Source organism: Candidatus Nitrotoga sp. AM1P (assembly GCF_013168275.1).
In the GTDB taxonomy this organism is placed as follows: Bacteria; Pseudomonadota; Gammaproteobacteria; order Burkholderiales; family Gallionellaceae; genus Nitrotoga.
Genome location: NZ_AP019547.1, coordinates 2,426,385 through 2,441,895, shown reverse-complemented (window position 1 = coordinate 2,441,895; position 15,511 = coordinate 2,426,385). Strand labels below are relative to the sequence as shown.

Here is a 15,511-nt window from a genome sequence, read left to right as displayed (position 1 = left end):
CCATGCTCAAACCTGTAAACGCCCCCTCGCCCTCTCTTCCGTCCGCGATGAGAGATAAGGTTTATGCCTTGATCAAGAATCGAAATAAACCGCGCTTAGAATTATTTGCTCATCGCATCATAGCTTGGCAGCAACAACACGGTCGGCACGGCTTACCGTGGCAGGGCGCGGACGTTTATCGCATATGGCTATCAGAAATAATGCTACAACAAACCAAATAATTCCATGCTCAAACCTGTAAACGCCCCCTCGCCCTCTCTTCCGTCCGCGATGAGAGATAAGGTTTATGCCTTGATCAAGAATCGAAATAAACCGCGCTTAGAATTATTTGCTCATCGCATCATAGCTTGGCAGCAACAACACGGTCGGCACGGCTTACCGTGGCAGGGCGCGGACGTTTATCGCATATGGCTATCAGAAATAATGCTACAACAAACCCAAGTCGTCACCGTTATCCCTTATTACCTCCGTTTTGTGGCACGCTTTCCCACTATCGCGGCTCTCGCCGCCGACAGCGAAGATGCAGTATTGGCACACTGGAGCGGCTTGGGCTACTACTCGCGTGCGCGCAATCTGCACCGTGCAGCGCAACTCATCATGCAACGGCATGAGGGAAAATTTCCTCAACATTTTGAAGACATCCTTGCTCTTCCCGGCATCGGCCGATCCACTGCCGCAGCCATCAGCGCATTGGCATTCCATGAACGGTGCGCGATTCTCGATGGCAATGTCAAACGTGTACTGACGCGCTACCATGCCATTGAGGGTTACACTGGCGAAAAAAAAATTGAAGCTCAATTGTGGCAACAAGCCGAAGCATTGCTACCACAGCGTAATGTCGCGGTCTATACGCAAGGCCTGATGGATCTGGGCGCGCTGATTTGTTCGCGCAGCAAACCACAATGCCCCATCTGTCCGCTGCAAGCAGATTGCGCGGCATATCAAAACGAATGGGTCGCACAACTACCCACACCACGCCCACGCAAGGTGCTACCGGAAAAACACAGCACCTTCCTTTTGTTGCTTAATGGCTCCGATATCCTGCTGGAAAAGCGCCCGGGAAGTGGCATCTGGGGTGGTTTGTGGTGTCCGCCGCAAGTGGATCCTGGAATTCTAAGTACAGCCACGAATCCAAGTACCTACTGCCTTCAGCACTTCGGCACAGAGATAATACACACACTTGCACTATCAACATTCACGCATACTTTCACCCATTTCAAGCTGCATATCACACCCATACTATTGCAGGTAATTAACAAACCCACACAAATTCAGGAATCAGACATGGTGTGGGTGAATGTAAGTGATGCGTTGCGAGCTGCAATCCCTACACCGGTGAGCAAACTCCTGCAGGAGATACAAACAGGGCGCAGAGCGTTGTGAATAGCGTTCATAAATTCCAACATACCAGGATGCTACTCACTGTTGTTGGCAATATTATTTCTACGAAGGCGCTTCTATTGAGCGTCTGAATTAACATCACAAACTAATAGACATCTCTTCGATATCGCCCACTAGCTGCTAATGTGGCCATTGCCTTATCTCCTACAATTTCAACCAGCGCATGATGCACAGCAGGGGCCATTCTGTTAGCGCTACCGCAAACCAGGATAGTAGCGCCGTCATGCAACCACATACGCAATTCATTCACTGCGTTACGGATCATATCCTGGACGTAAATCGGCTTATCTTGATCGCGAGACCATGCAATATCCAATCGGGTTAATAGGCCCTGTTGATGCCACCCTTGCAGCTCACTGCCGAAATAGTCATCGTGCGCTTTATTACGCTCACCGAAAAACAGCCAATGACGATGCTGGCCAGCCCCTATACTGGCTTTTAGGTGCGCACGCAAACCTGCGATGCCGGTACCGCTACCAATGAGTATCAACGGTGTCGCATTTGCAGGAGCATGAAATGCGATGTTCCGCCTCACGCGCAAGGCGACTTCATCTCCGATCTTCGCATATTCTGTCAGCCACCCCGAGCCATGTCCTAGCTGCCCATTTTCATGACGAAATTGGCGAACTACGAGTTCAAGTCCTTCATGAGGCAGTGAGGCAATAGAGTACTCACGGTGTGAAAGCGGTTTCAATACTGCCACCAGCGCCTTAGGCGGTAAACCTCGCAATGCATCTATGTCAGCAGCACTGAATGAAAGTGACCGGTCAGCCAGGCATTGACTTAAAGTTGCCCCATACTCATTGCCAACAGCTTCGGCCTGCAATCCCAACACGCTTAACAACTTCGTGATAGTCTCAGGAGAATTACGCGGGCCAATTTCAGCAATATCGCCAGCTTGCCAGCTCTCGCTGGACTGCAAGGCTTCCAGTTTAAGATGATATACGGCCTCTCCTGCACTGCCTGGGTTCAGAAGCTGGCGATCTTTGAGGCGCCAGGATTGATATATAGGAGTATTCCAGTCAGTAGTTGCGGTCGATCCCGTTAACAGGCCTAGCTGTGACTGCCAATAGCGTAGCGCGCCTGCATCGCCATCATCCACTTCTATCATGTCAAATAGCGGCAATGCGTGAGATTGTTGCAACCAGGTATCCAGCAAGTGACCGAAACCACAAAAATTGCTATAGCGTCGATCACCCAAGGCCAACAAGCCATACTCAAGAGTATCAAGCCTGCGAGTTCCATGCATCTCAGCGCGCATGAAATCTACCGCGTTTTCGGGCGCATCACCTTCACCAGTAGTACTGACGACGAACAGTACACGACGAAAAGTGGATAGCATTTCCGTCGTCACTGAGAATAAAGGCTTGACCTGTACCGGCAATCCGGCAACAAGCAGCATCTCAGAGGTAAGCACGGCCAGTTGTTCTGCATGCCCCGTTTGACTGGCGAAAGCCAGCAACACATCTGCTCGCTCCGTTCCCTGAGATACCAATTTTTTTTTGTGATGTCGGCGAATGACCCATGCGCTCAGTGCCAGGTAGATAATGATAATGAGTCCGGCAAGGATCATCCTGCTCATCAGACTTCCTCTACCATCTCCAGCATTGCGGGGGAAACATACTGCACTGGCTTACCCGCCTCCATTTGGGTAAATATGGCTGCAATATTGCGACGCGCTGCATATTCAAGTCCCGCCTGCACACCCAGTACAGTCAGCGCCGTTGCCAGTGCATCGGCGTGCATACAGGAGCTATGCAATACGCTGACCGCAAACGGTGCATCGGCTACCGGATAGCCTGTACGCGGGTCAAGGGTATGCGAGTAGCGAATATTTTGGTGATCGAAATAACGACGATAGTCACCAGACGTCGCGACCGCCAATCCATACAACGCGACAATCGATTGCTGATCTTGTCGCTGTAATTCCGGCGCCTCCAGTGCTACCCACCATGGCTGCCCGTCCGGTTTAATACCGCTACCGGAAAGTTCCCCCCCCACTTCCACCAGAAAATTACGTATCCCCTGACCGCGCAAACTGTCCGCAATCAGATCAACGCTGTATCCTTTGGCAATACCGGAAAAGTCCAGATAAAGCCCACCCGGCTGGCAAATATAGCCATCTTTCACAACGATACGACGCCATCCGCACAATGTTTGTGCAGCAGCAATATCCATCTGCGTAGGCGGTTCTGTAATGGGGCGATCAGGGCCAAATCCCCAAAGATTCACAAGAGGCCCAACCGTGGGATCAAATGCTCCATCAGTATCCGCAGCAAGCTGCATCGCACACTCCAGCACATGCGCAAAACAGGCTGGGAGAGCAAAATCGCTGTTAGCCGGAGCACTATTAAAGCGGCTGATAAAAGCATCTTCTTGCCAGGTACTCATTTCATCAACGACCCGTGCAATGACATGCTCGATCCGACTAGTCAGCGATTGAGGATTGACACCGCCTTCATCAACCCACTTGACGGTCCAATATGTGCCCATCGCCTTCCCGGACACATCAAGCACCTTTCCGGCTGGCAGGCAAGTCGGTAACTCAGCCAGTCGCGGCGGAATAATAACTCTGCGTTGCAACAAGATTATTGCACTTGCACTTCCAAAGTAACGCTATAGGAGAGGCTACGCTCCTTGGCTTGCTTTGCACTTACTTTATTATCCTTAAGCACGGCATAAAGGAAATACATGCCAGGCTGCGGCCAGGTAATTTTTACTTTACCCTGTTTATCGGATGTGTACTTGGTTTCACCTAGCGCATTGCGATAGTGACTTTGACCACTCACCACTTCGACTTTAACATCAGCAGCGGGCTTGCCATCTACCATAAACTGGAATTCCGCTGGCTCTCCAACAATGAGATCATTCGGATGCGTAACGGGCACCAGTTCCAACCCATGATTAGTTAGTTTGACTGCTGTAGGGGCGCCAACCGTCACGAAGGTGACGACATGCGCCACGGATTCGCCAATTTCCAGATCCTGCGCGGCTACAGGCACCTCCTTGGCAAATGCTTCCGCGTTCCCCATGAAGCGTTTGGGTTTGCCATCAACTTTCCAGCTGGCTCGCAGCCCGCTACGCGAAATATCTAATGTATAAGTACCATTTTTCTCCAGCTTTACGTCAAACGCCGTGCGTAATTCACCTTTAACAACATTAGCGGGAACTAGATTGCGGCCGTCAGGCGCAGTGATAGTAAGGGTATCTATGGCTAAGGGGCGATGGGTAAAGTAAAAAAAATCCTCGGAAACTGCTGCATCAAACGTGACAAATTGTGGGGACGATAGCACGGTGCTCGATGGTAGCAGCCATGTGTTATGTGCCTGCGCCGGCAAAGAAGTCAGTCCGGAAAGAATGGCAAAGCCAGTTGACAGTAAGGCATATTTAAATGGTTTGTACATGGAAGTCTCCAGTCAGGAATAAAGATTTAAGGCTTAATTTCAAGATTAACGGTGCCTAGCTCCACCTGCCCGCTCGCTTTTTGGGTTTCTGCTTTTTTGACGGGCAGGCTAAAAGGGATGCGCACTAATTCACGGCCACCTTTTTCACGTGCTGTTTCCACCACAAGTCGATATTCGCCAGGTGCCAACGGTGACTTGCTATCGTTATAACTTAGACTCTGATCTCCAACCGGCCGTGTTGCGCCAGACAAGCCATCCATCGGCATCTGAATATCACGCCCACCTTTACGCCACCATTGCCGGAGATCCTTTAACCACTTTGTTCCCGGTCCTTCCGCCCCGGATTTCTGGCTGTACCAGACGGCCAAGCTTTTCGCGATACTTTGATCAGGCTTTTCAATCCATATCGCGACATACGGACGGTGATATTCCGAAGCATTGATTTGTGGTATTGCTACCTTGATATTCAGTTCAGCAGCAATGCCCTGATGGGCGAACAAGCCAGCCACCAGTGACGGTATTAATCGAGGAACCCAATTACGCATATATCAACTCCGTGTAAGAATGTTAATAATGAACAGCGAATGTAAACTATCCTCTGCTCGCTAATGAATAAACAAAATGGCCAGCACTAATGGTATTACCACTCCTATACCCACTAACGGCCAAGTAGATGGGCGATTGGCGGAATGCATGTAAAGCAAACATAAACCTGTCAGACTGAACACCAGCGCCATGGATGAAAATACATCCAGAAACCAACTCCAGGCCGTACCGGTATTACGGCCTTTATGCAGATCATTCAGGTAAGAAATCCAACCGCGATTGGTAATTTCATAATCCATTTCACCACTTTCACGGTTTATGCTTAGCCAGGCATCGCCGCCAGGACGTGGCAGTGAAACATAAACCTCATCTGCCGACCACTCTGCCGGTTTGTCAGCGGCATCAATATCCATACTACCCATCAGCCAATCCGCCACTACATGCGGTAACGATACTTTATTGCTAGCGGGCTGAGCCTGTAAATACGTCAACAATGATGAGGGCAAAACGATTGTTGACTTCTTGACGATCGGTTTCGCCTCAATATGACTGGCATTATTAAGCGTGAGTCCGGTTACCGCAAAAAGCAGCATACCAACCAGACATGCAGCAGAACTGATCCAATGCCATAGATAAAGTTGACGAAGCCAGAAAGCACGCTTCTGCTGCGCAGGTAGTTTTTGCATTGAACCTTGTGGAGAAGCTTTAATTTTTGATGATAGTGAGAATTAATCGCATTATACCAAAGCCCGCTATAATAAACCAGTACCATATTTGGTATGGTAGATGGCAGCTTTATATAGCTAAGATGAGCCATGACGCAATAGGCAGATTTCCAAGTACAGGCGCTGGAAAATTGCTCAATCGTACAAAGCTCTGTTTCGTTCATGCTGATTACCATCCTTGCGATGATCAACTTAACTTACTTCATTCAATTCAACCTCAACTGGGTCACTTCAGACTCATTATCCATTGAAAATATAACTCTCATTCAAGCACATGTCACATTGGACAAGGCTAAATATGGCGTACCAACTTAATTTCAAGTATCATAAACCCATTAAGCATCAATTCCTATTATTAATAAACTATGGTATTCAATCTACATAGTGGGAAATGATTAGTTAAACTAATTTTACGGAGGTAGTCATGAACGAAGTAACGGAAATGCAAGATCCACTGGTGTTTACCGACAGTGCGGCCAACAAGGTTAAAGAAATGATTGAAGAGGAAGATAATGCTAACTTGAAGCTGCGAATTGCCGTAAGCGGTGGTGGCTGTTCCGGCTTTCAATATGGTTTTACTTTAGATGAAATAACCAATGAAGATGACACCATACTGAATAAAAATGGTGTACAGCTGTTAATTGACCCGATGAGCTTCCAGTATCTAGTGGGCGCAGAAATTGATTATCAGGATGGGTTAGAAGGTTCGCAATTCGTCATCAAGAACCCGGGCGCTACCTCTACCTGTGGTTGTGGATCATCTTTTTCAGTTTAACCAACATAAGATAAATGTGTTATGTAGTGTTGCACAGTTAACAAACTGTTTATTTTGTCATTCTTGCAGATCATGCAATCAGCGTTGAACGTGTGGCCTTAAAATCAACTCTAGACATCCACTATCTACCCGTCGTCATTCTAACAACGACAGGTAAGTGGAGCGTACCAAATTTATACTGCTTGCTGCTGACTATGCCAGACGTGATTGTATAAAATTAAGCCGAATAAATAGCGCCAAGTATGCAAGGGTGACGTGCACCAGTAACAGCGGTCAAATTGACGGGATCACCATATAAACATTGCTGTGCCAGCCAAGCAAAAGCGATAGCCTCTAGCCAATCAACTCCCATGCCTAGTGTATCAGTCGCTTGAATGCGGCACTCCGGCAAAGAGATGCGCAGGTTTTGTACTAAAGCTTGATTATGTGCGCCACCACCACACAAATAAATCTCTTGCGCACCGTCACAAAAACAATGGATTGCATCTGAAATAACGCGGCTGCTAAATGCGAGCAAAGTAGCCTGCACATCGACAGACGCTTCGTCACCACGTAGTTTGCTCTTCAGCCAGGCTAGGCTAAACAAATCACGCCCGCTGCTTTTCGGCGGCACGGCATGTAAAAAAGGTTCGTCCAGCAACTTCTGTAGCAGCGCTGGAATGATCTGCCCGCTGTCCGCCCACGCACCATTTCGATCGTAAAGCTCTCCGCAGTGTAGCACAACCCATGCATCCATCAACAAGTTGCCCGGGCCACAATCGAAACCTGTAGTTTGGCGTTTGGGTGGCAGATTAGTCAGGTTGCTGATGCCACCGATGTTGACAATAACACGATGAATGCTTGGATGGCGCAATACTCTGTCGTGAAAAGCAGGAACAAGAGGAGCGCCCTGCCCTCCTGCGGCGATGTCACGACTGCGGAAATCACTAACTACAGTTATACCGCTCAATTCGGCCAGTAAGGCCGAATTACCCAGTTGCAGGGTATAACCTTCGCTAGGACGATGACGTATAGTTTGTCCGTGGCAACCAATAGCACGTACCTGATCGAGCGTGATATCAGCTGCGCGCAGTAAAATTGCTGTTGCTGCCGCATACAAGCTCGCCAACTCGTTACTAATTAAATACATCTGATGCAGCTCATCATTGGCAGGATGGTGCAGGGCTAGTAGCGCGTCCCTGAGCTTACTTTCGTAAGCTTGAAAGTAAGTGGCAAGCAACTTGGGATAACTAGTGGAGAAGTCAACCAAGACAACATCAATTCCGTCCAGGCTGGTGCCAGACATAATACCTATAAATAATTCAGAATGATTCTGAATTATTTGAGTTTGCTCAACGTAATTTTGTTCAGTCAAGTTTAGCCAAGTTAGTATCGCGCAATAAACCCAAGCGTACGGTCAGGCTGCGGGTAGCTTCTTGGAAGGCAAGCTTCTGCACGTTATCCAGAGGGACGGCATCCGGCAATGCAGCACGCAAGGGATCACGATGTTGAGCATTGACCATGAACTCATAATGCAAGTGCGGACCAGTGGCCAGGCCAGTCATACCAACAAAGCCAATAATATCCCCCTGCCCCACACGCTGGCCACGACGCAAGCCGCTAGCAAAACGAGATAGATGTCCATATACGGTAGTGTGGCGACTCTGATGCTCCACTATCACAACATTGCCATAACCACCTTGTTTACCGACAAAGGATACAGTCCCATCGGCAGTTACTTTAACCTTGGTGCCTAGCGCTGCGGCATAGTCCACGCCTTTATGCGCACGCCATGTGTTCAGCACTGGATGAAAACGCGACAGACTGAAACCGGAACTAATGCGTGAAAATTCAAGTGGTGAGCGCAAAAATGCCTTTCGTATGCTCTTACCATCCGGCGTGTAATAATCGCCATGACTACTGCCAGCTTTGAAATACACCACACGATAGCTCTGGCCTTGATTGATGAACTCGGCAGCTCGAATGCGTCCGGCACGAACCGGTTCACCGTTGCTATAATCCATTTCGTAAACCACGCTGAATTTATCCCCTTTGCGCAGATCACGATGGAAATCAATATCACTACCAAAAATTTCAGCCAATTGGTTGGCGGTCGATTCCGGCAAGCCAACTGCATCGGTTGCAGCAAACAGAGTACTACTGATCTCACCAGTATGCATGAGCAGACGTTGTTCAACCAGAGGGGGCTGTATGTTGGTCTTGAGGCCACCGGTACCTTTGTTAATAACAACTTGGTTGCCGTTGTTATCAAGGTAACGTAACGCCAGCAGACTACCATCCGCATTGGTTTCAGCTTGCACGAATTTACCTACGGCAAGTTGGCGAAAAGAAGCTGTAGCTTGATCACGACGCAGATATTCGCTGGCAGAGGAATCTTCTATTTGCATACGACGTAAAAGCTCAGTTACTGTATCTCCACGTTGCACACGCTCATTGCGCCAGAATGTGGCGGCCTTTAAATTCGTGGCGCTAGTGATAGTTAGAGTGTCATGAGGCAGGACGATTTCTTCCGCGACCATCGTAAGAGATGTATAGGTATTGTCAGACTGCGGTACAATTCCAAATGCAGTGACCACGCCAAGCAAAGGTAGGCTGGATAAGGCAACAAGCCAACGCAGCTTTAATTTTTTTTCTTGTGTCAGGGTATTTTGGCTTAGCATTTACGTTTGCGTCTCCTAGCTATCGCCTCCTCACTAAAGAAGGCTATGAATACTATTTTCAATTATACGTAACTTTACCAGAAAGCCGTCATCCCTCAAAATCCATCGACCAGATACCGACCAATGGTTAAAATACCAAGTATAAGCGGTTAAAATATTTTTAGGATACCTCTAAAAATTAACCGACTAGATATAGCAATAACACCTACCCATTTCACGGCATAAAAAACTTAAACTTGATGGGATTCGTCGCAATTTGTAAGTGTGTCTAAATACTATTGATTCAATTCACGGATCGTGATGAATAACCGCTCTGCATTAGAGTGCAAAAATTTTTTGCAATAATTTGCAATAAGTAGATTCTGAACAATCATCACGCAAATTTTATGAAGCACTCAATCTATCCCAAACCTACGGAGAATATTAACCATGACAACTACCTCCTCCATACCACAAAGCGACATTCAGGCCAAACCAAACAACCCTGATGTTGCAATCCCGCCCCGATTCGAAATATCGACCAATGGCAGCGAAGTCACTGACAACAAGACTGGCCGAATCTGGCGGCGTTGTCCTGAGGGCATGCTGACAACGACCACTGGCTGTACCGGGGTCGCAACCGCTTATACTTGGGATCAAGCGCTAGCCTTGGCTAAACACGAAGCGATGTCCACAGGTAAAGCTTGGCGTCTGCCCTTTGCAAATGAACTATCAAGCATTGTGGATACAAGTGTTAGAAATCCAGCAATTAATACAGCCATCTTTCCAATGAAATGGCCAACACCTGCTGCACATTTCTGGTCGATTGAGCCTGCAAAAGATAATTCGTCCTTTGCTTGGGGTGTCAGTTTTTACGATGGCAAAGTGGATTTCCACCAACGCGGGGACGGTGGTCGGATAAGATTAGTACGTACGGGACAGTTTGCCGTTCCCATCGATGCTACAGGGGCAGTGGAGAATTCAGTTTATCCATGAGGAACCTTAACACTAATCACCATCCTTGCGATGATCAACCCATTTCTTGAATTCAATCCCGGTTTGTTCGCTTCAACCTCATATACATTGGACAAGGCTTTCACTTGCATGAAATGTAAAGTGAATGTTAAAGTTCCAAAGAGTTGCTTGGCTATTGCTACTATAATTTTCATAGTCCAGACAATTTTTGATTGGTCAATAATAGTTCAAGAATCTCTATAACCTTTACGATCAGGGTGAATGGCGTTTGACTATTCGATATTTCGATACCATTTATACATAACTTACAAAAAAATTTGAGGATAACCATGTCTTGCCACACTACTGATTTCAAAGGCTCCGTCATTGATGCACTACAAGAAGCAATCGAACGGCAGATTCCTAGTTCACAGGCTGAGGTGAGCGGCGGCGGCGGACACTTTAGCATTAACGTGACGTCGCCTGCATTCGCCGGTAAAAACATGCTTGAGAGTCAGCGAATGGTGTACAGTGCGATCGCTCACTTGATGGCGGGAGACGCAGCTCCCGTTCACGCAGTCGACAGTTTAAAAACCAGAACACCACCCAGTGCTTAGCATAATAAACCTGGGCACAGGTTCAACGGTGGTCACGACGGCGTTGATGCGAGGTGAGATCGCATGTTTGCATCGGCAATAATCCTAATACCTCAGCAAGCAGCTAAGCGAGTTGCACATATGGTAACCATATGTTACTTCGTCTCCGAAGATGCAAATACTATGCATGTTGTTGAACAACTACACGGCGCCGCCTGTGTAGCATAAAGCTATTGGTTTGAAACTGACGACTGATTTTTTATCTCCCACAGCCATGGAATTGAATTGGCATCCACTGTGAAATAAATAGAGTGGAAGATTGATTGGTTCAATTTTATTCCTAAATTTCAATTTTGTTTCTACGTAAAATTGTAAATGTTCAGAATACCATTTAAGGTCACCTCTATAAATAGCGACGAATCCCGCCAGGTTTAAATATTTCCTGGTTTTTTCAGGAGGCCACCTGATTTCCGAGCTGATTAAACGCCAGGACAGACCTTTTTCGTTGGGTTTCCCCTTTATTTATGTCATAGCAGGCGCACCTATCCCGTTGGCGACACAAGCCGCCCGGATGGACGCCTTCGTATCGCGCACGATCAGTTGCACCAAACGCTTCATGTTGTAGACCAGGTTCATCATCCCGATCTTCACCTGCGCCCGCCTCAGGCCGATGGTGTGCACGATATGCCCGCCCATTTGCGTCTGAGCGCCGAAGACGTGCTCAACCCGTGCCCGCACTTTGGATTTGACCCGGTTGGTTTCCTTCTGCGCATCCGTCAGCGGATGACCCCGCGTACCCTTCTCGCAAATCTGGCTGGGCATGTTGTCGGCAGCCAGTTTTTCTTCGTGTCCCCTGGAACGGTAGGCGCTATCGGCATAAACCGCACGTTTTTTGCCATCCTTATCTATCGTCTGATCTAGAAGTACTTCGAATACTTGGCTGTCATGCACGGCGGCGTCCGTTACCGTGTAGTCCTGCACCAATTTGTTGGTTTCGTCCGCGTTGATGTGGTTCTTGTAGCCGTAGTGGGTATCGTTGTTCTTTTTGGTCCAGCGGGCATCCACATCCTTTTGCCGCTTCTTGTTCTCGGAGCAGTCCTCAGGAGATTTGTCTGCCTTGATCTGGACGTCTTCTTCCCGGTTGTTGCGCTGCCGGGGGGCTTCGACAAACGTAGCGTCGATCATCTAGCCAGTGCAGGTCACATAGCCATGTGTTGCCAGTTGCTCGTGAAACCGGTTAAACAGGTCTTCGGCCAACTTCAGGTCTTTGAGTCGTTCCCGGAATAGCCAGACCGTCTTGGCGTCGGGCACCCGGTCTTCAAGTTGCAGACCCAGGAAACGCATGAAGGAGAGCCGGTCGCGGACTGGGTATTCAATCCCTTCGTCGGCCAGGTTGTACAGGTGCTGGAGAGCCAGCATCTTGAACATGAGCACCACATTGATGGGCTTGGCCCCGGCGTTGCTCTTCCTTTCCTTGGCATGCACCCGTGCCAAATCAGGTCGAAAGGCTTCCCGGTTGATTTGGGCATTGAGTTTCACCAGCGAGTCACCCATCGCCGTCAACTTGGCGGTGCGTGTCTCAACATCAAAAAAGCCGGGGTATGTGGGTGTGAGCATGGAAGGATTGGGTAGCGGGGTGATGGACGTATTATCTCAAAGTTCTGGCCGTAACTGATGCCTCAGGGGGTGATTGGTGATGAATTTTTAGAGGTGCCCTTAAGGCATTTTTGAGAGTACAGTATATATACCGTAGCGAATGTTTGATGTTGTACTTCAAGTTATCCGTAACCTTCCTTCGTAACCTCCATTAAAGAAATTTTCATTGTGCTCTTGAAATATGTGCGTTCCGCCCTTATTATTAGCACTCTCTGGCATCGAGTGCTAACTAGAGATGTCGTTATTTTGTTAATTGTTTGTTTAAGGAGAATAAAACATGTTGGTCCGTCCTTTGCATGACCGTGTTGTTATCAAGCGCATGGAAGAAGAACGTAAGACAGCATCTGGAATTGTGATTCCTGATGCTGCTACCGAGAAGCCTGATCAAGGCGTAATCGTCGCTGTAGGTAACGGTAAATATAGTGATGACGGCAAACTCCTCCCGATGTCTGTAAAAGTTGGCGATAAGGTTTTGTTCGGCAAGCATGCCCGTCAAACTTTTAAAATAGAAGGCCAAGAATACATAACCATGCACGAAGAAGAAATCATTGGCGTAATCGAAATTTAATTCCAGATAGTCGGTCTTTCCTGCCCTTCGGCAGGGTGAGGTGACCTTCGGTAACGACCGAAGTGAAGAAACCAAATAACTTTAGGAGAAAGAAACATGGCAGCAAAAGACGTGAAATTCCATGATACGGCACGCAGTAAAATGGTTGCAGGTGTTAACATTTTAGCCAACGCGGTTAAAGTGACTCTTGGCCCAAAAGGTCGTAATGTAGTATTGGAGCGCTCTTATGGCGCGCCCACAATCACCAAGGATGGTGTGTCTGTCGCCAAGGAAATCGAGCTGAAGGATAAGTTCGAGAACATGGGCGCGCAAATGGTCAAGGAAGTAGCCTCTAAAACCTCTGACGTAGCGGGTGACGGCACGACTACCGCAACTGTGCTGGCACAGTCCATCGTACAGGAAGGCATGAAATTTGTTGCTGCTGGTATGAACCCGATGGATCTGAAGCGCGGTATCGACAAGGCAGTTCTTGCTGTCGCAGAGGAGTTGAAGAAGTTATCTAAGCCATGCACTACCTCTACCGAAATTGCTCAAGTTGGCTCAATTTCTGCCAACTCTGACACCAATATAGGCAAGATCATTTCTGACGCGATGGACAAGGTCGGTAAAGAAGGCGTAATCACCGTTGAAGATGGTAAATCGCTCGATAACGAACTTGAATTGGTAGAGGGTATGCAGTTTGATCGCGGCTATCTATCTCCATATTTTATTAACGATCAAGAAAAACAAAACGTAGTGATGGAAAACCCCTACATTTTGTTACACGACAAAAAAATCTCCAACATTCGTGATCTGTTGCCGCTGCTGGAGCAAGTTGCCAAGGCAGGTCGTCCGATGTTAATTATCGCTGAAGATGTAGATGGTGAAGCGCTGGCTACTCTAGTAGTGAACAACATCCGTGGAATTTTGAAAACAGTTGCAGTTAAAGCTCCAGGCTTTGGCAGCAGACGTCAATCCATGTTGGAAGACATTGCTATTCTGACTGGCGGCACAGTGATTGCCGAAGAAGTCGGTTTGTCGCTTGAAAAGGCTACTCTGGCAGATTTGGGTCAAGCCAAGCGTATCGAAGTAAATAAAGAAAATACCATCCTTATCGATGGTGCAGGTAATGAAGAAGCGATCCAAGGCCGTATCTCTCAAATCTCCAAACAATTCGAAGAGGCAACCAGCGATTATGACAAAGAAAAGCTGGTAGAGCGCAAAGCCAAATTGGCTGGCGGTGTGGCAGTGATTAAAGTTGGCGCTGCAACTGAAGTTGAAATGAAAGAGAAAAAAGCGCGCGTGGAAGATGCACTGCATGCGACCCGTGCGGCAGTGGAAGAAGGTATTGTTCCCGGCGGCGGCGTCGCATTGTTGCGTGCCAAATCAGTAGTAGCAAGTTTGAAGGGGGACAACCATGATCAAGACGCAGGCATTACCATTGTGTTGCGTGCCATGGAATCGCCACTACGTTGCATCGTAGATAACGCAGGCGACGAGCCTTCGGTAGTGGTCAACAAGGTGCTGGAAGGCAAAGGCAACTATGGCTACAACGCTGCGAGTGGGCAGTATGGTGACATGCTGGCAATGGGCGTGGTCGACCCCACTAAGGTTACTCGCATTGCATTGCAAAATGCTGCTTCTATCGCTGGCTTGATGCTGACCACTGGATGCATGGTGGCTGAATTATACGAAGACAAGCCTGCCGTTGATTTAGGCGGCGGCGGCGGTGGCGGTATGGGTGGCATGGGTGGCATGGGCGGTATGGGCGGTATGGGTGGCATGATGTAATTGTTGTTGCAATATATTTGCTGTTGAATCTGACAAACCCTGCCTCGTGCGGGGTTTGTTTTTAAAATCTGCAAACAGTAACGTTGACATTAGGTGGATTCAAGCTCGAAGTGCAACATGGGTTGCACCAGGCGTTCTCATTGCCTTTTTAAGTTTTATCGTTATAATGCGCACCTTCACATAGGCCTGGTAGCTCAGTTGGTAGAGCAGTGGATTGAAGATCCTCGTGTCGGTGGTTCGATTCCGCCCCAGGCCACCAAACAAAACAATGACTTAGGTATAACCGCCTAGGTCATTTTTATTTTGCGGGACACTGACGGGACATTATAAAAAATAAACTGAACCTCCTTGCGAGTGGATTTCCATGAAAAGTGGCATTTTTCAGACCTGGTTGTCCCGTCATTGTCTTTTTATAAAAAATTTTGAATATAAAACTATTAATATCAATAATATAAATCACATGACATTCAGATTACT

At 47.9% G+C, this 15,511-nt stretch carries 14 protein-coding genes, 1 tRNA gene and 1 pseudogene; 8 read left to right on the top strand and 8 right to left on the bottom strand.

What is annotated here, in order from left to right; translation table 11 throughout:
* Nucleotides 1-2 precede the first annotated feature (2 nt).
* Nucleotides 3-221, top strand: coding sequence for a hypothetical protein (locus W01_RS11145; protein WP_173051641.1), 219 nt, complete (start codon nucleotides 3-5; stop codon nucleotides 219-221).
* A 49-nt stretch (nucleotides 222-270) separates the two neighbouring features.
* A complete protein-coding gene (gene mutY / locus W01_RS11140; protein WP_173055930.1) occupies nucleotides 271-1,383 on the top strand; it encodes an A/G-specific adenine glycosylase in 1,113 nt (370 codons plus the stop codon).
* Between the two features lie 103 nt (nucleotides 1,384-1,486).
* Here mutY and W01_RS11135 read toward each other — a convergent pair whose 3' ends face one another.
* From W01_RS11135 to W01_RS11115, 5 genes are read right to left on the bottom strand one after another with little or no spacing between them, the layout of a single operon-like run.
* Nucleotides 1,487-2,983 carry a flavodoxin domain-containing protein gene (locus W01_RS11135; RefSeq protein ID WP_173054696.1) on the bottom strand — a complete coding sequence of 499 codons (1,497 nt, stop codon included), beginning with the start codon at nucleotides 2,981-2,983 and terminating at the stop codon, nucleotides 1,487-1,489.
* A complete protein-coding gene (locus tag W01_RS11130; protein WP_242006948.1) occupies nucleotides 2,983-3,987 on the bottom strand; it encodes an FAD:protein FMN transferase in 1,005 nt (334 codons plus the stop codon). Before W01_RS11130 ends, W01_RS11135 begins: the two co-directional genes overlap by 1 nt.
* Nucleotides 3,988-3,989: 2 nt before the next feature.
* Nucleotides 3,990-4,805, bottom strand: coding sequence for a DUF4198 domain-containing protein (locus W01_RS11125; RefSeq protein WP_173054694.1), 816 nt, complete (start codon nucleotides 4,803-4,805; stop codon nucleotides 3,990-3,992).
* 26 nt (nucleotides 4,806-4,831) lie between these two features.
* Nucleotides 4,832-5,350 (bottom strand): DUF2271 domain-containing protein, encoded by a 519-nt coding sequence (locus W01_RS11120; protein ID WP_173054692.1) that lies wholly within the window; start codon nucleotides 5,348-5,350, stop codon nucleotides 4,832-4,834.
* A gap of 60 nt (nucleotides 5,351-5,410) precedes the next feature.
* Complete coding sequence (locus W01_RS11115; protein ID WP_173054690.1) at nucleotides 5,411-6,037, bottom strand: PepSY-associated TM helix domain-containing protein; 627 nt, start codon at nucleotides 6,035-6,037, stop codon at nucleotides 5,411-5,413.
* 463 nt (nucleotides 6,038-6,500) lie between these two features.
* On the opposite strand from W01_RS11115, the gene erpA reads away from it, so the two are divergent.
* Nucleotides 6,501-6,851, top strand: coding sequence for an iron-sulfur cluster insertion protein ErpA (erpA, locus tag W01_RS11110; protein ID WP_173054688.1), 351 nt, complete (start codon nucleotides 6,501-6,503; stop codon nucleotides 6,849-6,851).
* A 217-nt stretch (nucleotides 6,852-7,068) separates the two neighbouring features.
* Here erpA and W01_RS11105 read toward each other — a convergent pair whose 3' ends face one another.
* Nucleotides 7,069-8,169 carry an anhydro-N-acetylmuramic acid kinase gene (locus tag W01_RS11105; RefSeq protein WP_173055926.1) on the bottom strand — a complete coding sequence of 367 codons (1,101 nt, stop codon included), beginning with the start codon at nucleotides 8,167-8,169 and terminating at the stop codon, nucleotides 7,069-7,071.
* A 28-nt stretch (nucleotides 8,170-8,197) separates the two neighbouring features.
* On the bottom strand, nucleotides 8,198-9,511 hold the full coding sequence (locus W01_RS11100; RefSeq protein WP_173054686.1) for a M23 family metallopeptidase: 1,314 nt from the start codon (nucleotides 9,509-9,511) through the stop codon (nucleotides 8,198-8,200).
* 429 nt (nucleotides 9,512-9,940) lie between these two features.
* Here W01_RS11100 and W01_RS11095 point away from each other — a divergent pair, with 429 nt between their 5' ends.
* Both W01_RS11095 and W01_RS11090 read left to right on the top strand, forming a co-directional pair.
* Nucleotides 9,941-10,486 carry an Lcl C-terminal domain-containing protein gene (locus tag W01_RS11095; RefSeq protein ID WP_173054684.1) on the top strand — a complete coding sequence of 182 codons (546 nt, stop codon included), beginning with the start codon at nucleotides 9,941-9,943 and terminating at the stop codon, nucleotides 10,484-10,486.
* Between the two features lie 308 nt (nucleotides 10,487-10,794).
* Complete coding sequence (locus W01_RS11090) at nucleotides 10,795-11,061, top strand: BolA/IbaG family iron-sulfur metabolism protein (protein ID WP_173054682.1); 267 nt, start codon at nucleotides 10,795-10,797, stop codon at nucleotides 11,059-11,061.
* Between the two features lie 501 nt (nucleotides 11,062-11,562).
* On the opposite strand, the pseudogene W01_RS11085 reads toward W01_RS11090, so the two are convergent.
* Nucleotides 11,563-12,657, bottom strand: a pseudogene (locus W01_RS11085) (IS5 family transposase).
* Between the two features lie 316 nt (nucleotides 12,658-12,973).
* On the opposite strand from W01_RS11085, the gene W01_RS11080 reads away from it, so the two are divergent.
* The 3 genes from W01_RS11080 (at nucleotide 12,974) to W01_RS11070 (ending at nucleotide 15,293) form a co-directional block, all read left to right on the top strand.
* Nucleotides 12,974-13,264 (top strand): co-chaperone GroES, encoded by a 291-nt coding sequence (locus W01_RS11080; protein WP_173054680.1) that lies wholly within the window; start codon nucleotides 12,974-12,976, stop codon nucleotides 13,262-13,264.
* A 96-nt stretch (nucleotides 13,265-13,360) separates the two neighbouring features.
* Nucleotides 13,361-15,034, top strand: a complete 1,674-nt coding sequence (groL, locus tag W01_RS11075) for a chaperonin GroEL (RefSeq protein WP_173054678.1) — start codon at nucleotides 13,361-13,363, stop codon at nucleotides 15,032-15,034.
* A gap of 183 nt (nucleotides 15,035-15,217) precedes the next feature.
* Nucleotides 15,218-15,293, top strand: a tRNA-Phe gene (locus tag W01_RS11070).
* Nucleotides 15,294-15,511: the final 218 nt, after the last annotated feature.